This window comes from Sinorhizobium numidicum, assembly GCF_029892045.1.
Classification (GTDB): domain Bacteria; phylum Pseudomonadota; class Alphaproteobacteria; order Rhizobiales; family Rhizobiaceae; genus Sinorhizobium; species Sinorhizobium numidicum.
In genome coordinates this window covers 715745-737114 of sequence record NZ_CP120367.1, presented here as the reverse complement: position 1 = coordinate 737114, position 21370 = coordinate 715745, and the positions used below count along the sequence as shown (strand labels likewise).

17 protein-coding genes are annotated in these 21370 nt (G+C 62.1%); 14 read left to right on the top strand and 3 right to left on the bottom strand.

Translation table 11 applies throughout. The features are described from left to right. Window positions 1-62: 62 nt before the first annotated feature. The gene (htpG, locus tag PYH37_RS03585; protein ID WP_280732060.1) at window positions 63-1946 is read left to right on the top strand and encodes a molecular chaperone HtpG; all 1884 of its coding nucleotides are present in this window, start codon (window positions 63-65) and stop codon (window positions 1944-1946) included. A 182-nt stretch (window positions 1947-2128) separates the two neighbouring features. Here the strand turns inward: htpG and PYH37_RS03580 are convergent, their stop codons facing one another. Then, complete coding sequence (locus PYH37_RS03580; RefSeq protein ID WP_280732059.1) at window positions 2129-3319, bottom strand: CaiB/BaiF CoA transferase family protein; 1191 nt, start codon at window positions 3317-3319, stop codon at window positions 2129-2131. Window positions 3320-3330: 11 nt separating this feature from the next. Further along, a complete protein-coding gene (locus PYH37_RS03575; RefSeq protein WP_280732058.1) occupies window positions 3331-4518 on the bottom strand; it encodes an acyl-CoA dehydrogenase in 1188 nt (395 codons plus the stop codon). Window positions 4519-4796: 278 nt separating this feature from the next. Here PYH37_RS03575 and PYH37_RS03570 point away from each other — a divergent pair, with 278 nt between their 5' ends. The 13 genes from PYH37_RS03570 to hutU all read left to right on the top strand — a co-directional run bounded on the left by PYH37_RS03570 (window position 4797) and on the right by hutU (window position 19676). Continuing rightward, window positions 4797-5753: a LysR family transcriptional regulator gene (locus PYH37_RS03570; RefSeq protein ID WP_280732057.1), complete on the top strand. Its 957-nt coding sequence runs from the start codon at window positions 4797-4799 to the stop codon at window positions 5751-5753. An 84-nt stretch (window positions 5754-5837) separates the two neighbouring features. Further along, complete coding sequence (locus tag PYH37_RS03565; protein WP_280732056.1) at window positions 5838-6959, top strand: NAD(P)/FAD-dependent oxidoreductase; 1122 nt, start codon at window positions 5838-5840, stop codon at window positions 6957-6959. 168 nt (window positions 6960-7127) lie between these two features. Continuing rightward, a complete protein-coding gene (phnC, locus tag PYH37_RS03560; RefSeq protein WP_280732055.1) occupies window positions 7128-7970 on the top strand; it encodes a phosphonate ABC transporter ATP-binding protein in 843 nt (280 codons plus the stop codon). Between the two features lie 88 nt (window positions 7971-8058). Next, the gene (phnD, locus tag PYH37_RS03555) at window positions 8059-8964 is read left to right on the top strand and encodes a phosphonate ABC transporter substrate-binding protein (protein WP_280732054.1); all 906 of its coding nucleotides are present in this window, start codon (window positions 8059-8061) and stop codon (window positions 8962-8964) included. A 105-nt stretch (window positions 8965-9069) separates the two neighbouring features. Continuing rightward, entirely contained in the window at window positions 9070-10032 is a 963-nt protein-coding gene (gene phnE, locus PYH37_RS03550; protein WP_280732053.1) for a phosphonate ABC transporter, permease protein PhnE, read from the top strand. Window positions 10033-10040: 8 nt separating this feature from the next. Beyond that, entirely contained in the window at window positions 10041-11558 is a 1518-nt protein-coding gene (gene phnE, locus PYH37_RS03545; protein WP_280732052.1) for a phosphonate ABC transporter, permease protein PhnE, read from the top strand. A 124-nt stretch (window positions 11559-11682) separates the two neighbouring features. Then, window positions 11683-12390, top strand: coding sequence for a DUF1045 domain-containing protein (locus tag PYH37_RS03540; RefSeq protein ID WP_280732051.1), 708 nt, complete (start codon window positions 11683-11685; stop codon window positions 12388-12390). Window position 12391: 1 nt separating this feature from the next. Further along, window positions 12392-13531, top strand: a complete 1140-nt coding sequence (locus tag PYH37_RS03535; protein ID WP_280732049.1) for an alpha-D-ribose 1-methylphosphonate 5-triphosphate diphosphatase — start codon at window positions 12392-12394, stop codon at window positions 13529-13531. Then, complete coding sequence (gene phnN, locus PYH37_RS03530; protein ID WP_280732048.1) at window positions 13528-14118, top strand: phosphonate metabolism protein/1,5-bisphosphokinase (PRPP-forming) PhnN; 591 nt, start codon at window positions 13528-13530, stop codon at window positions 14116-14118. Before PYH37_RS03535 ends, phnN begins: the two co-directional genes overlap by 4 nt. Window positions 14119-14309: 191 nt before the next feature. Further along, entirely contained in the window at window positions 14310-15548 is a 1239-nt protein-coding gene (gene hutI, locus PYH37_RS03525) for an imidazolonepropionase (RefSeq protein ID WP_425336075.1), read from the top strand. Beyond that, window positions 15545-17080, top strand: coding sequence for a histidine ammonia-lyase (hutH, locus tag PYH37_RS03520; RefSeq protein WP_280732046.1), 1536 nt, complete (start codon window positions 15545-15547; stop codon window positions 17078-17080). The genes hutI and hutH overlap by 4 nt, the downstream gene beginning before the upstream one ends. 1 nt (window position 17081) lies before the next feature. Next, a complete protein-coding gene (gene hutG / locus PYH37_RS03515; RefSeq protein ID WP_280732044.1) occupies window positions 17082-17903 on the top strand; it encodes an N-formylglutamate deformylase in 822 nt (273 codons plus the stop codon). Window positions 17904-18002: 99 nt separating this feature from the next. Further along, window positions 18003-19676, top strand: coding sequence for a urocanate hydratase (hutU, locus tag PYH37_RS03510; protein ID WP_280732515.1), 1674 nt, complete (start codon window positions 18003-18005; stop codon window positions 19674-19676). Window positions 19677-19912: 236 nt separating this feature from the next. Here hutU and PYH37_RS03505 read toward each other — a convergent pair whose 3' ends face one another. Then, complete coding sequence (locus PYH37_RS03505) at window positions 19913-21367, bottom strand: M81 family metallopeptidase (RefSeq protein WP_280732043.1); 1455 nt, start codon at window positions 21365-21367, stop codon at window positions 19913-19915. Window positions 21368-21370: the final 3 nt, after the last annotated feature.

The window sequence follows — 21370 nt, the reverse complement described above, 5'->3', positions numbered from 1 at the left end:
TATGATGTTGAACTTGGATCGGCGCGGTCCAAGTTCATGTGATCCAGGAGGTTTGCACCGCGATGAGTGAAGTCGAAATGCCCGTAGAGAAACATGTCTTCGAAGCGGACGTGGCAAAACTGCTGCACCTGATGGTGCATTCGGTCTACTCCGACAAGAACGTCTTTCTCCGCGAACTGATTTCGAATGCGGCCGACGCCTGCGAAAAACTGCGCTACGAGGCGATCGTTGCGCCCGAACTGCTCGGCAGCGATGCCGCGCCACGCATCGTCCTAACGCTGGACGAGGAGAAGCGGCGCCTCATCGTCGAGGACAACGGTATCGGCATGAGCCGAGACGAGCTGGTCGAGTCTCTTGGCACTATCGCACGCTCCGGCACGCGGGCCTTCATGGAGCGAATTGAGGCGGCGCAGGGCAAGGAAGGCGCACAGCTTATCGGCCAGTTCGGAGTCGGCTTCTATTCGGTTTTCATGGTTGCCGACAACGTCGACGTCGTTTCTCGTCGCGCCGGCTCCGACAAGGCCTGGCACTGGGCATCGGACGGCAAGGGCAGCTACACGGTTTCCGCCGTCGAACCTGCCGATGCGCCACCACGCGGCACGCGCATCACCCTTCATCTGAAGGACGACGCCAACATCTACACGTCGCGCTGGACGATCGAGCGGATCGTCAAGGAACAGTCCGGTCACGTGCCCGTGCCGATCTCTATCATCGAGAAGCCAGGCGCCGAGGCGAGCCAGATCGCCGATGGCACGGCGCTCTGGACTAAGCAGAAAAGCGAGATCAGCAAGGAAGACTATGCGGACTTCTACCGCGGCGTCGCCGGTCAATATGACGAGCCGGCGCTGACCGTTCACTTCCGGGCCGAAGGGCGCCACGAATATACGGCACTCGCCTTCGTGCCGGGCTCCAAGCCTTTCGATCTTTTCGATCCCGACCGCAAGGGACGGATGAAGCTCTACGTGAAGCGCGTCTTCATCACCGACGAGGCGGAGCTGTTGCCGCGCTACCTGCGCTTCGTGCGCGGCCTTGTCGATACCGCGGATCTGCCGCTCAACGTCTCGCGCGAGATGATCCAGGAAAGCCCGCTGCTGGCGAACATCCGCAAGGGGCTGACGAACCGCATTCTGACAAGCATCGAGAAGTTGGCCGAAGGCGACCCGGAAGCCTTCATCAAGGTCTGGGAAAACTTCGGCAGCGTGCTCAAGGAAGGCATCTACGAGGATTTCGAACGGCGAACCCAGCTCCTTGCGCTTTCACGCTTTCGCACCACTGCTTCGGATGAGAAGAAGCGCGCCTTGAGCGATTACATGAAAGACATGAAGGAAGGCCAGACGGCAATCTACTACCTCACGGGCGACAACCTCGCCCAGTTGGAGGCATCGCCTCAGCTCGAGGGTTTCCGCGCCCGTGGCATCGAGGTGCTGCTCCTGACGGATCCGGTCGACAGCTTCTGGGTGACTTCGGCGCCGGAGTTCGAAGGCAAGCCGTTCAAGTCGATCACGCAGGGCGCAGCCGACCTTGCCGGCATTGCCAAGCAGGACGCGGCCGCAGGCGCCGAGGCGAGCCCTTCGGTGGCCGAGTTCGTGACCTTCGCCAAGGCGACGCTCGGCGAAGCGGTATCGGACGTCCGCACCTCGGAGCGCCTGACGGAAAGCGCGGTCTGCCTCGTTGCACCGGAGCATGGGCCGGACCGCCAGCTTGAGAAAATGCTGCAGGGAGCCGGGCGCCTCGAAGACGCGGCAAAGCCGATCCTGGAGATCAACCCCGGCCACGCATTGATCACCGCCATCGCCAGCTGCCCGACAGAGGACAAGGCGTTCCGCGAAGACGCGGTAAAGCTGCTGCTCGACCAGGCACGCGTTCTCGACGGCGACAAGCCCGAAGATCCACGCGCCTTTGCGGAACGGTTGTCACGCGTCTTCAACCGGGCTTTGAGGGCCTAGAGAATTCGCGGAATATCGGGTTATCCGCCCCTACGCCTGCCTGCACCTTCTCCCTGCTGCGGGGAGAAGGGACTTGCCGCAACCACGCGGAATCTCGCTGGATCACGGAAGAGGAGCCGGCCGCAGCCCAGGTCCCCTCTCGCTGCGGGCGGGGACGCGGGTCAGGGGTGACGAAATCCGCCTCACTCTTTTCCTTGCCCCGGGGCCGCCATTCCAATCTCTTCGAGCACCTCGGCCGTGTGTTCCCCGAGGCGCGGCACCCCGCGGTCGAGCGCCAGCGAGGCACCTGAGAAGCGGAGTGGTGTCCTGACACCCGGCGAGGTCCCGGTCGCTGCGCCAGTATGTGGCGTGTCGACGCGCATCTGCCGGTGAACGACCTGCGGATCGGCGAAGACATCGGCGACCGTGTTGATCGGACCGCCCGGCACGCCAGCCGCTTCGAGCTTCGCCAGAAGCTCGTCCCGCGTGAACTTCACCGTTTCCGCGGCCAGTTCCGGTGTCAGGCTGTCACGATGCTGAACCCTGCCGGCATTGGTCAGGTAGCGCTCGTCGGCCGCCAGATCGGGACGCGCAAGCATGTCGCAGAATTTGACGAATTGCCGATCATTGCCAACTGCGACGATCAGGTGGCCGTCCGCCGTTGGAAACACCTGGTAGGGTGCGATGTTCGGATGCGTGTTGCCGAGACGGCGCGGCGACTTGCCGGAGACGAGAAAGTTCAGCGCCTGGTTAGCGAGCACGCCCGTCATGCAATCGAGCAGCGCCATGTCGATCTGCTGCCCCTCGCCTGTGCGTTCCCGCTGCGCCAGTGCTGCCTGCACTGCGATGACGCCGTAGAGCCCGGTGAAGATGTCGGCGAAGGCGACGCCGATCTTCTGCGGCTCGCGGTCTGGCTCTCCGGTCAGGTCCATGATGCCACTCATGCCCTGGACAATATAATCATAGCCCGCGCGGTGCGCATAGGGCCCGTCCTGGCCGAAACCGGTCACACTGCAATAGATCAGCCGCGGATTGATCTTTCTCAGGTTTTCATAGTCGAGCCCGTATTTGGCAAGACCGCCGACCTTGAAATTTTCCAGGAGAACGTCGGATTTCGCCGCGAGCCGCCGGACGGCCCCCTGCCCTTCCTCGGTCGTGAAATCCAGAACGACCGAGCGCTTGCCGCGGTTGCAGGCGTGAAAATAAGCGGCGTCGAGCCTCTCGCCAGCCTCACCCTCGACGAAGGGAGGCCCCCACGTCCGGGTGTCGTCGCCAGCCGGGCTCTCGACCTTGATCACGTCGGCACCGAGATCGGCGAGCGTCTGGCCGATCCACGGGCCCGCCAGAATGCGAGCGAGTTCGAGAACGCGAATACCCTTGAGCGGCGCTTCCATCGTCCCGCCGCTCAGAAGAAGGCCTGCAGCCCGGTCTGGGCGCGGCCGAGAATCAGGGCATGAACGTCATGGGTGCCCTCATAGGTATTCACCGTTTCAAGGTTCAGCATGTGACGCATGACCTGATATTCCTCCGAAATACCGTTGCCGCCGTGCATGTCGCGAGCCATCCGGGCGATATCGAGCGCCTTGCCGCAATTGTTGCGCTTGACGATCGAGATCATTTCCGGAGCCACCCGGCCCTCGTCCATCAGCCGGCCGACACGGAGCGACCCTTGCAGCCCGAGCGCAATCTCGGTCTGCATATCGGCAAGCTTCTTCTGGAACAGTTGCGTCTGCGCGAGTGGGCGGTTGAACTGCTTGCGGTCGAGGCCGTACTGACGTGCCGCGTGCCAGCAGAACTCGGCAGCACCAAGCGCGCCCCAGGAAATGCCGTAGCGGGCACGGTTGAGGCAGCCGAAGGGTCCTTTGAGGCCCTCGACGTCGGGCAGCAGTGCCTCATCGCCGAGTTCGACATTGTCGAGCACGATTTCTCCTGTGATGGATGCTCGGAGCGATAGCTTGCCAGCGATCTTCGGTGCCGAAAGCCCTTTCAGGCCCTTTTCCAGCACGAAGCCGCGAATGGCATTGCCGTGCTCCTCCGACTTCGCCCAGACGATGAAGACATCGGCGAGCGGCGCGTTGGAAATCCACATCTTAGAGCCGATCAGGCGATAGCCGCCGTTCGTCTTGACTGCGCGGGTCTTCATGCCGCCCGGATCCGAACCGGCATCGGGCTCGGTTAGGCCGAAGCAACCGATCCATTCCCCGCTGATAAGCTTTGGGAGGTACTTCCGTTTCTGCTGCTCGGAGCCATAGGCAAGGATCGGATAGATGACGAGCGAGGATTGCACACTCATCATCGAGCGATAACCGGAGTCAACGCGTTCGATCTCCCGGGCAACGAGGCCGTAGGCGACATAGGAGGCTCCGACGCCGCCATAACTCTCCGGCACGGTCACCCCAAGGAGGCCAAGGTCGCCCATCTCGCGAAATATCTTCGGATCGGTCTTCTCCTCGCGGTAAGCCTCGATCACGCGCGGCTGCAGCTTTTCCTGGGCGTAGGCGCGCGCCGTGTCGCGGATCATCCGCTCGTCTTCGCTCAACTGATCCTCGAGCAGGAACGGATCGTCCCATTGGAATTGGGTCTTGGCGGCCATTTATCCCTCCCGTCGCACCAGATCACGATGATCCTGGGTCGAACCAACCCAAAATCATGAACGTGATCGACTTTAATAAGGTAGAGCGGGATGCGAGCGGAAAACCGCGTGCACTTTTCCTCATCCCGCTCTAGTCCACTTGGCGTTATGGCAAGCCGGGGCAGCGGTTTCAAACGAAATTGAGGCACTGCCTCATGCGCCCGGGGAATGGACCTTGCGCCCGCAGTGGTTCTGCTGATTATTCAAAGACGATATATAGCCCCGGTACATCTGCCGTCATGACCAACAATCGCCTCGAACGCTTCGCCCACAATCTGGACTGGAACCTGCTGCGCACCTTCGTCGTCGTGGTCGAAGAAGGGAGCATAACGGCGGCCGCCAACCGCCTGCTGTTACAGCAGCCGGCCGTCAGCATGGCGCTGAAGCGTCTGGAGCAGACCGTCGGGCAGAAGCTCATCGACCGCCGGCCGGGCCGGTTCGATCTGACCGAAGCCGGCGAAAAACTGCACGGGCAGTGCCGGGATATCTTCGCGGCAGTCATCCGCCTGCCGAATGTGCTTGAGACGGCGGGGGAAGATGTCACCGGTCACCTGAACATTTACACGGTAAGCCACGCTCATAACCCTTCCTGGGACAGGAAGCTTGAGAGCTTCTTTCGCATGCATCCGAAGGTGACGATCTCCGTCACGGTCGCAACGACGGTCGACGTGCTGAGTGGCGTCGAGCGCAACATCGCGACCATGGGGCTTTGCGACGGCATTATACCGGATGGCTTGAACAAGAGTTTCCACATACGCGAGCGCTATGCGCTCTATTGCGGTCGAGGCCATCCGCTTTTTGGCGTCGAGGGCGTCGATTTCGACGACCTGCGCGGCAACGCCTATATCGCCTTCATTGCTGACGATTTGGGCGGACAGCACATGAATTCCGTCACCGCCGTCCGCGCGATCGGCTCCTTCGGTCAGCAGGTCAGGGGCGTCTCCTGTAACGTCGAAGAAGTCATGCGGCTGATCTCGGCCAATGTCGGAATCGGCATGCTGCCCGACCATCTCGCGAATCCCGCCGTCGAGGCTGGGAAGCTGTGGCAATTGCCGCCCTATCACGATCTTCCGACGACGGACGTCTTCCGCATCTCCAATCCGAATTCGATCCTCAATCCGGCGGAAGCCGCGTTTCTCGCGCATGTGGGCGATACCGAGCCTCTGGACCATTGTCTGAGGCATCATCGGGATTGATAACAGCCTTTCCCGCTATAAATTTGAACGCCGCCTTTGCGTTGCCTATGGTCCGCGCCGTTGCTTTGAACGGGAGCAGGAACCATGCGGGCTTACGATATAGCGGTAATCGGCGGCGGGATTGCCGGCTTGTCGCTTGCCTATTTTCTCAGTCCGCACCGCTCCATTGCCGTCCTCGAACGGGAAGATGCGCTCGGCTACCACAGCACCGGTCGTTCGGCCGCCGAATTCGTGCTGAGATACAATGCTCCCGAGGTCTGCACGCTCGCCGCCATATCGAAAGTCTTTTTTGATCAACCGCCTCAAGGCTTCAGCGACGTGCCGCTCCTGAAGCAACGCGGCGGCGTCATGATCGCCAACGCGGAAAAGATCGAGCGTTTCGAAGCTGTCCTGGCCGAAGAACGCCTCGTCACGCCGGAGATCGAAAGGTTGTCGCCGGAGCAGGCGCTGACCCGTGTTCCGATTCTCAGGCCGGATTACGTCGCAGCCGCCTTTTACGATCCGAACTTCTGGGACATAGAGGTGGAGAACCTGCTCCAGGGCTACGTCAAGGGCGCCCGCCGCAACGGAAGCGAGATTCTTGAGGATCACGAAATCCTTGCTGCCCGACACGACGGAACGGCCTGGATATTGAAGACATCTGGGGGCGAGATCAGGGCGAAGGTCGTCGTCAACGCCGCTGGCGCATGGGCCGATCCCGTTGCCGCACTTTTCGGTGCGGGGCCGGTTGGCATCGTCCCGCATCGCCGCACCGCCATCACGGTCGATCTGCCGGATGGCGTGGACGCGGCAGCTTTGCCGGAGATCAACGAGATCGACGAGGACTTCTACATGAAGCCGGAGGGCGGCCGTTTGCTTGCGTCTCCCGCCGATGCGACACCCTGCGAACCCTCTGATGTCCAACCGGAGGAAATCGACGTCGCGTGGGCCGCGCACTACGTCGAGGAGGCGACGACGGTGACGGTGCGGCGGATCGTCAAAAGCTGGGCGGGCCTGCGCAGCTCTTCCGCCGACAAGCTGCCGGTGATCGGCTTCGCAGCCGACCACCCGGACTTCTTCTGGCTCGCCGGTCAGGGTGGCTATGGCATCCTCACCTCGCCGGCACTCGGAGCCTTCGCGGCAAGTCTGCTTACAGACACATCGATGCCCGAAGATGTTGAAGGGGTAAGCTCCGCGCTTTTCGACCCTCGCCGCTTCCAGAAGTAGCAGAAAACGGCGGTTATCCCGCCACGGTAGGCGCTTCGGGGCAATAGCGCCTGAGCGTCTGTGAACTGTAACAGAACGTACAAGAAACTGACATTCCGCGTTCATGAAGCGCGGATATGGCACGTGTCATACCGATGACCGGTCTCCCCGAAAGAGGAACTGCTGCCGATGTTTCAGTTGAAGAACGTAACCCGCCGGTTCGGCAAGAAGACAGCCGTCAGCTCGGTTAGCTTCGACATACCGCAGGGACAGATGGTCGGCGTCATCGGCCGCTCCGGCGCCGGCAAATCGACCCTGCTGCGCATGATCAACCGCCTGGTCGATCTCTCCTCCGGCTCGATCGAATTTGGCGGTGTCGAGGTCTCCTCGCTCAAAGGCGCAGCTCTGCGCAACTGGCAGCGCGATTGCGCGATGATCTTCCAGCAGTTCAATCTCGTGCCCCGCCTCGACGTTCTGACCAACGTCCTGCTCGGTCGGCTCAATCACCGCTCAACGGCGCTGAGCATTCTCAACATGTTCAGCCGCGAGGAGCGGATCATGGCGATCGGCGCGCTCGAGCGGCTCGGCATCGAGCAGACGGCACTGCAGCCGGCCGGCACGCTATCCGGCGGTCAGCAGCAGCGTGTTGCGATTGCCCGCGCATTGATGCAGCAACCGAAGGTGCTGCTCGCCGACGAGCCGATCGCATCGCTCGATCCGCTCAACGCCAAGATCGTCATGGACGCTCTGCGCGACATCAACGAGCGTGACGGCATCACCGTCATCACCAATCTGCACACGCTCGACACGGCCCGTAACTATTGCGAGCGGATCATCGGCATGGCCCACGGGCGCGTTGTTTTTGATGGCCAGCCAAAGGATCTGACCGCCGCAGCCGTCGCAGAGATTTACGGTGCGGACACGGCCATCGAGGAATCGATGACCTCGACAAGCATCAACATTCCCGCGGCCGCGGCCCGGGAAGAGACCGCATCGGCCGGCTTCAAGCCGCTGGCACTGGCCGGCCTTTGAGGCCCGCCGCGATCGAATGTCCGCGTAAAGGGCATCCCTTGAACCGAAACTGGATCCGGCGCGGCCGGAAAAACGGGAGAAGAACCTCATGTTGAAGAAAGCTCTTCTGGGCGCCGTCGCGCTCATCGGCCTCGTCGGCCAGGCTCAGGCCGAAGATCTCAAGGAGTTCCGCATCGGCATCATTGGCGGCGAGAACGAAGCCGACCGCCTGCGTAACTACCAGTGCCTCGTCGACAAGCTTCCGGCCGCGATCGGCGTCGAAAAAGTCTCCCTGTTCCCGGCTTCCGACTACGACGGCGTCATCCAGGGCCTGCTCGGCGGCACGCTGGATTATGCCGAGCTCGGCGCTTCCGGCTATGCCAAGATCTATCTTGCCAAGGCGGACGCCGTCGAGCCGATCCTGACGACGGTTCAGACCGACGGTGCGACCGGCTACCACTCGATCATGGTCGCGCGCAAGGATTCGGGCATCGCCAAGCTCGAAGACCTGAAGGGCAAGAAGCTCGGCTTCGCCGACCCGGATTCGACCTCCGGCTACCTGGTCCCGCTCGTCACGCTGCCTGAAGCGATTGGCGCACCGGTCAAGGAATTCTTTGGCGAAACCGGCTTCGGCGGTGGCCACGAGAACCTCGTCCTCGAAGTCGTGAAGGGCACGTTCGATGCCGGCACGACCTTCGGTTCGGGCGTTGGCGAGTTCAAGGACGGTTATACCTCCGGCAACCTGCGCAAGATGGTCGACAAGGGCATCCTCGACATGAACGACCTCGTCGAGCTCTGGCGTTCGCCGCTGATCCCGAACGGGCCGATCGTCATCCGCACCTCGATGAACGATGACATGAAGGCGAAGTTCAAGCAGTTCATGATGGACCTGCCGAAGACGGACACCGCCTGCTTCTCCGCTATCCAGGGCGGTGAGTTCACCGGCTACACCGAGGTCAACAGCGACTTCTATAAGCCGATCATCGACGCACGCAAGGCAACGATCGGCGGCTGATTATCGTTCCGTTGATGCAACGCCGGCTGCGGTTAGCGGCCGGCGTCCGACTGTTCAGGGCGCCTCGGGCGCCCGCCTTTAAGGGCCGGCGCTGCCGGAAAATTCATGGCCACGTCCGCGCTTTCCCGGCATCTAAGCGAGAGCGGCGCACTTGTCGAGCGCCATTGGCAGGAACTCAACGCCCGGCGGCGCCTTTATACCTCGCTTGGCCTTGCGCTCCTGGTGCTGACAGTTTTTGCGTCTCTCTGGTTCGCAAATGACTCGAACGCCGGCAAGTTCTTCGATCGCCTGCCGCATTTCTTCGATTTCGTCGGAGATCTGATGCCGCGTGACGCGATGGAAATCATCCGCGCCATGTTCGATCTGCCCTCTCCGTATGACGACGGCAGCTTCAAATACAATTACCCGGACGGCCGATTGTATCTGACCGAAAACCTCTACATTCCGGAATATTTCCACAAGATGCTGGAGACTTTGAACATCGCCATCTTTTCGACGGTGATCGGCGTCTTCTTCGGCTTCGTCCTGTCGTTTCTCGCGGCGCGCAATTTGATGCCAAACCCATGGGTCCGGGGCGTCGTACGCCGCCTCATGGAGATCCTGCGGGCCTTCCCGGAGGTCGTGATCGCCGGTTTCTTTCTGGCAATTCTCTCGCTCGGTCCTATTCCGGCAATCGCGGCCGTGTCGATCCATACGATCGGCGCGCTCGGCAAGCTGTTTTTCGAAGTCGTCGAGAATTCCGACATGAAGCCGGAGGAGGGATTACGCGCCGTCGGCGGCAACTGGATCGAACGGGTCTGGTTCGGGATCGTGCCGCAGGTCCTCCCGAACTTCACCAGCTATTTCCTGCTGCGCCTCGAGATCAATGTGCGTGCCTCCACCATTATCGGCGCGGTCGGCGGCGGGGGCATCGGCGAGCTCTTGCGCTTGGCGATCGGCCAGGGCCATGAGGCGAAAACGCTGGCAATCGTCATCCTGCTGTTCACGACCATCTTCGCCGTCGATCAGTTTTCCGCGTGGCTTCGCCGTCGCCTCGTCGGCGATCAGGCTTTTCAGCTTGCGCAGTAGGAGCCCCCATGATTGCCTCGACCAAGCCCAGCGCTCCTGAAATGGAAGCCATCGCGGCCCGTCATCCGCATCTTTTGCAGTCGTCTTCAAACAAGCGGCTGAAAGCCGCGCTGATCGGCGCCAGCCTCGTGTCCTATATGGTTTTCAGCTGGTGGTTCTTCTCGGTTGGCCATGTGCTCGCCAATGCCAATTGGGGTATCGCTGGCACCTATCTTGCCGATTGGATATCCTACGAAATCCGTCCGGACATCGAGATCGCCCCTGACGGGACGATGGTCGTCTCCTACCAGCGCAATTCGCCGCTCGGAGCCAACCCGAATCCCGATTGGGTCGTCCTCGAAAAAGAAACTGTGACGCGGACCGTCGAAACGCCGGCGGCCGCGGTACAGGCGCCAAAGCCAAAGGCGAGCTCCTCCTTCAGCTTCATGGCGCCGAATGCCGCGCTCGGCGGGAACCAAGGAGCAGGGCGACAGAACGCCGCGCAAACTCGCACCGAAGAAGTCGTCACGCGCGCGCTCGTTACTTATGACGGCTCCACGAACATCGAGGTCGCAGAGCGATTGGTGAAGGCCACGCACGCTGGCGAGACCTTTACAATGGCTGTCGACGGCGCCGACACCGTAACGCCGCAAGGCCCCCTGCCCCGGTGGGCGACGCAGAAACGGCCGGGTGAAAAGATCACGCTCTCTTTCGGCCTTACGGGCTGGGCGGAGGTCGAAGGCGACGAGGTATCGATCCGCAACCGCTTTTTCGGCTGGGCGAACTTCCTCTTCGACACCAACTCGCCCTTCTTCGGAAAATCCTATGGCGAAGTGGCGTCGCTGATCCTCTCGGGCGATCGGATCGATCCGGCGCGCTCGAACCTGGCGCTCGCGTGGAATAACATCCTCTACAATGCCGAATGGCAGCACCTCGACGTCTGGACCAAACTGTTGCAGACGGTGGTGATGGCCTTCGTCGGCACGCTCTTTGCGTCGCTCATTGCCTTCCCGCTCTGTTTCCTCGCGGCACGCAACATCACGCCGAACCTCTTCGCCAACCAGCTCTTCAAGCGTTTCTTCGACTTCCTTCGGTCGGTGGATATGTTCATCTGGGCACTCTTCTTCACCCGTGCCTTCGGGCCGGGGCCGCTCGCTGGTATGTCCGCCATCTTCTTCACCGACACCGGCACCCTCGGCAAACTCTATTCCGAAGCGCTCGAAAACATCGATGACAAGCAGCGCGAGGGCGTCAAGTCCGTCGGCGCGACGCCGCTTGCCGTGCAACGCTTCGGCGTCCTGCCGCAGGTGCTGCCGGTCTTCGCCAGCCAAGCGCTCTATTTCTGGGAATCGAATACCCGCTCGGCAACGATCATCGGCGCAGTCGGCGCCGGCGGCATCGGCCTCAAGCTGTGGGAAGCGATGCGCACCAATTCGGACTGGGAAAATGTCGCCTATATGGTGCTTTTGATCTTGATGGTCGTCTTCGTTTTCGACAGCATCTCCAACGTGTGCCGATCACGTCTGATGGGCCGCAGCGCGCATTGAGCGATTTGCGTTTCGCATCGATATCATCATGATGCTGTCATGCAAATCGGCTAGCTGCGCATCTCGTCCCGCGAACAACCGACGGCCAACTGCAGTTGGCCGTCTATACAGAAAGTGAAGACCCGTGCGTTATGCGATCTACTTCGCGCCGCCGGCCGACGACCGGCTGTCGCTGACTGCATCTCATTGGCTTGGACGGGACGCCTTCAGCGGCGGTGCATTGAGCTGGCCGCCAAGCTCAAATCTAGACAGTGACGTTCAAATGACGCTGACGGCGGATCCCCGCCGATACGGCTTCCACGGCACGTTGAAAGCGCCGTTCGAGCTTGCCGCCGGGCGTAGCGAGGCCGACCTGATTGCGGCCTTCGACGAGTTCGCGGCCGAGATCGACGCTTTCGAAGTTCCGCAGATCACTCTTCACCAGATCGGCGCTTTCTTCGCGCTCGTTCCGACAGAAGACTGCGCCCCGCTTCGGCAGCTCGCGGAGCAAGCCGTTCGCCGCTTCGAACCCTTTCGCGCACCGATATCCGGCACCGAGATCGCGCGCCGCAATCCCGAGAAACTCACGCAACGTCAACGAGAATACCTTGCGGCATGGGGTTATCCTTACGTTTTTGAAGAGTTCCAGTTTCATCTGACGCTGACCGGCCCGGTACCGAGCGAAATGCGCGCAACAATGCGGGAGTCGCTTCACGCCGCGTTCGAAGAGTTCATCGGCAAGCCGCTTGCCGTCTCGACGGTGGCGCTTTTCGTCGAGCCGCATCGCGGCGCGCCCTTTACCGTTCATTCCCTGCTGCCGCTCGGCAGCGCGTCCAAACGAAAGATCGCATGAAATGACCAAAGAACAGGTTCTGACCAACGCCCGCATCGTTCTCGAAGACCGTATTATCGACGGCTCGGTCCTGATCCGCGACGGCAGGATCGCCGACATTTCGGAAGGTGCGAGCCATACGGGCGAGGATTTCGAAGGCGATTACCTACTGCCCGGGTTGGTCGAGCTCCACACCGACCATCTGGAGGCACATTATTCGCCGCGGCCGGGCGTGCGCTGGCTGAAGATCGCGGCCATCCAGGCCCATGACGCGCAGGTCGTCACCTCCGGCATCACCACCGTGTTCGATTGCCTGCGTCTTGGCTCAGACGAGGATGGCGGCTTCCAGAAGGGCGAGATGCGCAGCATGGCGGACGCCTTGACGCAGGCAAAAGCAGAAGGCCGGCTACGGGCCGATCACCTCATCCACCTGCGCTGCGAGGTTTCGACTGCTGATGTGCTCGATCACTACGAAGATTTTCAAGACGACCCGCAGGTTCGTCTGGTCTCGCTGATGGACCATGCCCCGGGACAGCGGCAGTTTCAGACAATGGATCAGTACACCCTCTATTACAAGACGAAGCGCGGCATGTCGGATGAAGCCTTTGCTGCTTTCATCGAGCGTCAGCAGGCGCTGTCGGCGCTCTATGCCGAGCCACATCGCACCGCCCTCGCAAGGGCCTGCGCCGAACGCGGCATCACGATCGCCAGCCACGATGACGCCACGGTCGAACATGTCGAGGAATCGATTGGCTACGGCATCCGCCTCGCAGAGTTCCCGACGAGCTTCGAGGCGGCGGAAGCGTCGCACCGCGCAGGATTGAGCGTTCTGATGGGCGCGCCGAACGTCGTGCGCGGCAAGTCGCATTCCGGCAACATCGCCGCCCGCGACCTGGCCGAGCACGGCGTGCTCGACGTGCTTTCCTCCGACTATGTCCCCTTCAGCCTGATCCATGCGCCGTTCGTGCTCGCCGACGAAGTCGAGGCGATCGCCCTGCCCCAGGCGATCGCGATGGTATCGGCAACGCCGGCGCGCACGGTCGGACTTAATGACCGCGGCCGGATCGCCGTCGGGCTCCGTGCTGATATCGCCCGCGTCCATCGGCCCCAGGGCATTCCGGTTGTTCGCTCCGTATGGCGCGAAGGACGGCGTGTCGCATGACGGCGGTCGAAAAAGCGCGCGGCGGGACGCTCATCGTCGTCGTCGGTCCGAGCGGGGCCGGCAAGGATAGCGTCATGGGGTTTGCCGCCCGCCACTTCGCGCAACGTCCGGACATCCTGTTCGTGCGGCGGGTGATCACGCGCCCGTCGGATGCCGGCGGCGAAGTGCACGAAAGCGTTTCGGCCGCGGAGTTCGATGACATGAGGCAGAACGGCGCCTTTGCCGTCTCCTGGCAGGCGCATGGCTTGAGCTATGGCATTCCGAGGGAGATCGCGGAAAAGATCGCAAGCGGCATGACGGCGATCGTCAATGGCAGCCGTGCTGCCCTTCCCGCCATTCGCGCAGCGTTCGGCGATGTTGCCGTCGCCGTCATCACAGCCGACCCGCCGGTGCTGGCAAAGCGCCTGGCCGAACGCGGCCGCGAGAGCGAGGAGGACATTTTGCGCCGCCTGTCGCGTCAGACCCCCGACGTCATCGCCGGCAACGATGTGACGGTGATCGACAACAGCGGCCGGCTCGATATTGCCGGCCGCCGGTTCATCGCGCTCGTCGAACGGCATTGCGCGGACATCCATCATCCGGCCTGAAGAGGTCGCCAGCGCCCACCATCACAAAGCCTCGGACCGGACGTCCGGGGCTTTTTTGTGCTGCTTTCTGGCCCGCCGCCGGAGCCGCATTACCTGCTGTCGTGGATGTTCCATTTTTTTCTTGTCACACCTGCTATTATGTATATACATTATCGAGCGGAGAAAGGCGGTAGCTGATGGGCGGAAGCAAAATGTCCGAGACGAAACCGGCAAGGACCAGCCTGTGGCGCAATGTGCGCCTAGCCACGCTCCGCGAGGATTTTGGACCGCTCGGCGTCATCGAAAAAGGCGCAGTCGCGGTGCACGACGGCCGGATCGCCTTTGCCGGAGCCGAGAGCGACCTGCCCGCGAATCTCACGCGCGCCGACCAGGTGGTCGACTGCGAAAGCCGCTGGATGACGCCGGCGCTGATCGACTGCCATACCCATATCGTTCACGGCGGCAACCGCGCGCGCGAATTCCAGTTGCGGCTCGAAGGTGCGAGTTACGAGGAAATCGCCCGCGCCGGCGGGGGTATTGTATCTACAGTTAAGGCTACCAACGCCTTGTCCGTCGACGAACTCGTGCAAGCGGCGCTTCCAAGGCTCGACGCTTTATTGTCGGAGAGTGTCTCCACAGTCGAGATCAAGTCCGGCTACGGCCTCAATATCGAAGCCGAACTGAAGATGCTGCGAGCGGCACGGCAATTGCAAAATCTGCGACCGGTCCGCATCGTCACCAGCTATCTCGCCGCCCACGCCACGCCGCCGGAATATAAGGGCCGAAATGCCGACTACATCGCCGACGTCGTTCTTCCTGGCCTGACAAAGGCACACGCTGAAGGCCTCGTCGACGCCGTTGACGGTTTCTGCGAAGGCATTGCCTTTTCGCCGGCGGAGATCGCGCTCGTTTTCAATAAAGCGAAGGCTCTCGGCCTGCCGGTCAAACTCCATGCTGAACAGCTTTCGGATCTCGGGGGTGCGAAACTTGCCGCTTCCTACGGTGCGCTTTCGGCCGATCACCTCGAATATCTCGATCCCGAGGGCGCCGCCGTGATGGCGAAGGCCGGCACCGTCGCCGTGCTCTTGCCGGGGGCCTTCTATACGCTCCGGGAAACGCAGCTCCCACCAGTCGGCGCGTTACGTGCAGCCGGAACACGCATCGCCATCGCCACCGATTGCAATCCCGGTACGTCGCCTCTGACCTCTCTACTGCTGACGATGAACATGTCTGCGACATTGTTCCGCCTGACGCTGGAGGAATGTTTAGCCGGCGTTACCCGCGAAGCGGCAGGCGCGCTCGGGATACTCAAGGAAACCGGCACGATCGAAGCCGGGAAGTTCGCGGACCTTGCGCTTTGGAACATCGATGCGCCGGCGGAATTGATCTACCGCATCGGCTTCAATCCCTTGCACGAGCGGATCTTCAAGGGTGAAAGGATTCCCCGATGACCATTGTTCTGAAACCCGGTTCCGTGCCGCTCAAGGATCTGGAGACGATCTACTGGACCGGTGAGCCCGCACGGCTCGATGCCTTGTTCGATGCGGGCATCCTCAAGGCCGCATCGCGGATCGCCGAGATCATCGCGGGAAACGAACCCGTCTACGGTATCAATACCGGCTTCGGCAAACTGGCGTCGATCAAGATCGACAGCGCCGACGTCACTACCCTCCAGCGCAATCTGATCCTGTCGCACTGCTGCGGCGTCGGCCAGCCCTTGCCGGAACAGATCGTGCGCCTGATCTTGGCCCTGAAGCTGATCTCGCTCGGCCGCGGCGCCTCCGGCGTGCGCCTGGAGCTTGTTCGTCTGATCGAGGCGATGCTGGAAAAGGGGGTCATCCCACTGATTCCGGAGAAGGGGTCGGTCGGCGCCTCGGGCGACCTCGCACCGCTCGCCCATATGGCCGCCGTAATGATGGGCCATGGCGAGGCCTTCTTTGCCGGTGAGCGCATGACTGCCGCCGTGGCGCTGAAAGCAGCCGGGCTTTCGCCGGTGACGCTCGCCGCCAAGGAAGGGCTGGCCCTAATCAACGGCACTCAGGTTTCAACGGCTCTCGCCCTTGCCGGTCTTTTCCGCGCCCATCGGGCGGCTCAGGCTGCGCTGATCACCGGCGCGCTTTCGACCGACGCCGCCATGGGTTCGTCGGCCCCCTTCCATCCCGACATCCACACGCTGCGCGGTCATCGCGGGCAGATCGATACGGCGGCTGCCCTTCGCAGCCTGCTTGAGGGATCGGCCATCCGCGCAAGCCATATCGAAGGCGACGAGCGGGTGCAGGATCCCTATTGCATTCGCTGCCAGCCGCAAGTTGATGGGGCCTGCCTCGATCTCCTTCGCTCCGTTGCGGCGACCTTGACCATCGAAGCAAACGCCGTCACCGATAACCCGTTGGTGCTTTCCGACAATGCCGTCGTCTCAGGCGGAAATTTCCACGCCGAGCCGGTCGCCTTCGCCGCCGATCAAATCGCGCTCGCAGTTTGCGAGATCGGCGCCATCTCACAGCGCCGCGTAGCGCTGCTTGTAGATCCGACGCTGAGCTACGGCCTCCCCGCCTTCCTCGCCAAAAAGCCGGGCCTCAATTCGGGGCTGATGATCGCCGAAGTCACTTCGGCCGCGCTGATGTCGGAAAACAAGCAGCTCTCTCACCCGGCCTCCGTCGACTCGACGCCGACCTCGGCCAACCAGGAAGACCATGTGTCGATGGCCTGCCACGGGGCCCGGCGCCTCCTGCAGATGACGGATAACCTGTTTTCGATCATCGGCATCGAGGCCTTGACGGCCGTTCAGGGCATCGAATTCCGAGCCCCCCTCGCCACCAGCCCCGAGCTGCTGAAAGCAATGGCCGCCGTGCGTGCCGTGTCCCCCACGATCGAAGAAGACCGCTATCTGGCCGATGATCTCAAGGCGGCAGGCGAACTCGTGGCAACCGGCCGGCTCGGCGCGGCCGTCTCCGACGGCATCCTTCCGAAACTGGAAAGCTGACATGACCGTCTTCGAAGTCCAGCAAGGCACATCACCGATTATTCTCGGCTTTCCCCATACGGGCACGGACGTGCCGGCATCGATCTGGGAGCGGCTAAACGACAATGGCCGCATCCTCGCCGATACCGACTGGCACATTCACGAGCTTTATGAAGGACTTCTGCCGGAAATTACAACTGTCCGCGCAACATTCCATCGCTATGTCATCGACGCCAATCGCGACCCGGAAGGCGTCAGCCTCTATCCCGGCCAGAACACGACCGGCCTCGTGCCCGAAACCGATTTCGACGGCGTATCCATCTGGAAGGGCGGCAAAGGGCCGACCGAAGCGGACATCGCCGCCAGATTGCGTGACTTCCACGCGCCTTATCACGCGGCCCTTGCTGCCGAGATCGCCCGCGTCAAGGCAATCCACGGCGTTGCCGTGCTTTACGACTGCCATTCGATCCGCTCGCATATCCCGTTCCTCTTTGAAGGCAAGTTGCCGGACTTCAACATCGGCACTGATATGGGGAGAACCTGTGCCTCGGCTATCGAGCGCGCGGCCGCGGAAATTGCCGCTAAAGCAGACGGTTACAGCCATGTTCTGAACGGTCGCTTCAAAGGCGGCTGGACGACCCGCCACTATGGCCGGCCGGAAAAGGGCGTGCACGCCATTCAGATGGAGTTGGTGCAATCGACCCATTTGGCGAGCGAAGCGCCGCCCTTCGACCTGGACGCTTCCAAAGCCGAACGCCTTCGCATCCATCTCCAAGCCATCTTGGAACACATCGAAACGATCGCACTCGATCACGGTGATTTTGGACCCAAATCACAAACGTGATCGATCCTATTAAATTAGAGCGGGACGCAGGCGGAGAACCGCCGCACAATTTTCCTCACCCCGCTCGGACCTCAAACTGACAGGGAGCGAGGCATGAACATGAACAATCCGCGCCACAATATTCGCGAAGTGCGCAGTCCGCGCGGGACCGAGCTCAACGCCAAGAGCTGGCTGACGGAGGCACCGCTCCGGATGCTGATGAACAACCTCGACCCGGATGTGGCCGAGAACCCACACGAGCTCGTCGTCTATGGCGGCATCGGCCGGGCGGCCCGCACTTGGGCGGATTTCGACCGGATCGTCGCGGCGCTCAAGGATCTCGACGAGGACGAGACGCTTCTCGTCCAGTCCGGCAAGCCGGTCGGCGTCTTCCGCACCCACAAGGACGCCCCGCGCGTATTGATCGCGAATTCCAATCTCGTGCCGCACTGGGCGACCTGGGATCATTTCAACGAGCTGGATAAGAAGGGCCTTGCGATGTACGGCCAGATGACGGCCGGCTCCTGGATCTATATCGGCACGCAAGGCATCGTCCAGGGTACCTACGAAACCTTCATCGAGGCCGGGCGCCAGCACTATGGCGGCAATCTCAAGGGCAAGTGGATATTGACGGGCGGCCTCGGCGGCATGGGTGGCGCCCAGCCGCTCGCCGCCGTCATGGCCGGCGCCTGCTGCCTGACCGTCGAATGCAATCCCGACTCGATCGATTTTCGCCTGCGCACCCGCTATCTCGATGAGAAGGCGGAAACGCTTGACGACGCAATGGCGATGATCGATCGCTGGACCAAGGCTGGCGAAGCCAAATCCGTCGGCCTGCTCGGTAACGCGTCGGAAATCCTGCCGGAAATGGTCCGCCGGGGCATCCGCCCCGACATCGTCACCGACCAGACCTCCGCGCACGATCCGGTCAACGGGTATCTACCGAAGGGCTGGACCATGGCCGAATGGAAGGCCAAGCGCGAGGGCGATCCGAAATCCGTCGAGAAGGCTGCCCGCGCCTCGATGCGCGACCACGTCGAGGCCATGCTCGCCTTCTGGGACGCCGGCATTCCGACGCTCGACTACGGCAATAATATTCGCCAGGTCGCCAAGGACGAGGGCCTTGATCGCGCCTTCGATTTCCCCGGTTTCGTGCCGGCCTATATCCGTCCCCTCTTTTGCAAGGGCATCGGCCCGTTCCGCTGGGCGGCCCTCTCCGGCGACCCGGAAGACATCTACAAGACCGACCGGAAGGTGAAGGAATTGACCCCCGGCAACACTCACCTTCACAACTGGCTCGACATGGCGCGCGAGCGCATTTCCTTCCAGGGACTGCCAGCGCGCATCTGCTGGGTCGGCCTTGGCGACCGCCACCGCCTTGGCCTCGCCTTCAATGAAATGGTGCGCAACGGCGAACTGAAAGCGCCGATCGTCATTGGCCGCGACCATCTCGATTCCGGTTCGGTCGCCTCGCCCAACCGCGAGACGGAAGCGATGAAGGATGGCTCGGATGCCGTCTCCGACTGGCCGCTCTTGAACGCGCTGCTCAATACCGCCTCCGGCGCCACCTGGGTATCGCTGCACCACGGCGGCGGCGTCGGCATGGGATTCTCGCAGCATTCGGGCATGGTGATCTGCTGTGACGGCAGCGAGGATGCCGACCGTCGGATCGAACGGGTGCTGTGGAACGACCCTGCCACCGGCGTTATGCGCCACGCTGACGCCGGCTACGAGATCGCGCTCGACTGCGCAAAAGAACAGGGCCTGCGCCTCCCCGGCATTCTCGGGAACTGAGGAAACACGGGAGGTCGCAGCCGGCCTCCCGCTGCTCCTGAAAGGGGCCTGTTCGGGTGCCGGCGCTCGCCGGCCATGATCGCCGTCGAGGAGCAGGAGCAGGACGAAGTCTGCCACCCCTGCGAGCGCACCGAGAAGCGCGGTTCCGGAATAACCGCTGATGCGTGTGCCGAGCACAAAGTGTGCAACACTGAAGTCGTGGGAGGCCGCCCGTGGCCCGGCGGCAGCGAGATGCGTTAGAACCTACTGAAAGCCGGACTAGACCAGCGAGCCGAGAGTCGCGACCTGGGCTCGAAATCGAAATCGCGGTCGAAGGGAAAAACCGGGCGCTGCCGACGGTCACTCGCGAGGTTTTCGATATCCTGATTGACGACGCCCTCGGTGAGCGCCATCAGATTGGGATTGGCGATCGGCGCGAGTTCCGGCGAAAGATAGCCCGACTTGACGACGAGCAGGCGCACGGTCTTCGGATCGAGACCAAGGCGACGAAAATCCGCGATGTTGTGGTAGGGACGCCGCCGTGCCGAAAGGACGACCTCGATGCCGTCGACGCGCACCACCGCCTGGCGTTCCGCTGCCGGACCTGGGTTGTCGAGGCGCACCACCTCGGCTGTTACGTCCGCGACGACGCTGGACGGGTCGAGACTGCCGCCGATCCGCAAAGGGAGTGTCCTACCCTCCCCAGCCGCGAAACACGCTTCGACTGCAGGTCGATCGGCAATGCCGGCGATGAGCGCATCGCGCCAGCCGCGCGAGAGAAGCGCTCTCAGTACATCGGCACGGTCGCCGACACCGCCACCTGTCGGATTGTCACCGGAATCGGCGAGAATGACGGGCCTGGTCGTCGCCTGCTCGGCAATATCGAGCATAGAGTCGAGTGCACCAGTTACCGGACCGAAGGAGAAGCGTTTCCTTTTGTTCCAGTAGTTTGCGGCAATTTCCTCTGCTGCTTTCGAGGCGGCCTCTTTGTCCAGTCCCGTCACCACGGCACAGGCGGTCGCGCGCGGTTCGTCCGCCCAGACATAGCCGACCATCAAATTGGCATCGAGAATGCCGGGCCTTCCATCGACTTCGGACAGACGGCGATAGAGGCTCTTTGCCGGTTCATCCTCCGTCGATGTGCACTCGCCCGGCAAAAGCACAGGCACCGGCGCCCAGGCAACGCCCGGATGCGTGCGATGGCGAAGGGCGTCAACCAGCATCGACCAGGCTCTGATCATAGTCTCGCGGGTATCGATATGCGGCGCGGTGCGATAGGCGGCGAAGATATCGATCTGGTCGATGATCCGCTGGCTGACATTGCCGTGGAGATCGTAGCTCACGGCAATCGGGCAAGCCTGCCCGACAACGTCGCGCGCCGCAGAAATCCAATCGCCTTCGGCATCATCCATGCCCTGGACCTTGATCGCACCGTGCATGGCGAGGTAGAGGCCCTCGAGCGGTAGAGCATCCTCGAGCCGCTCGAGAAACTCCGCCTTGAACGCGTCATAGGCGCGAGGCGACAGCGGACCGCCGGGCACGGCGCGGGCATGAAGAAGTGGAATATGCTCGACGCCAGCCGCATCGAGGAAATCGAAATAGTTTGCGTTCAGAAGGTCCTCTCCCCTTAGGAACCGAAAGTCCTCCATCGTCGTCAGGACGGGCGAATAGGTGCTGCATTCCGTATGGATTCCACCGACGGCGATCCGCATGGC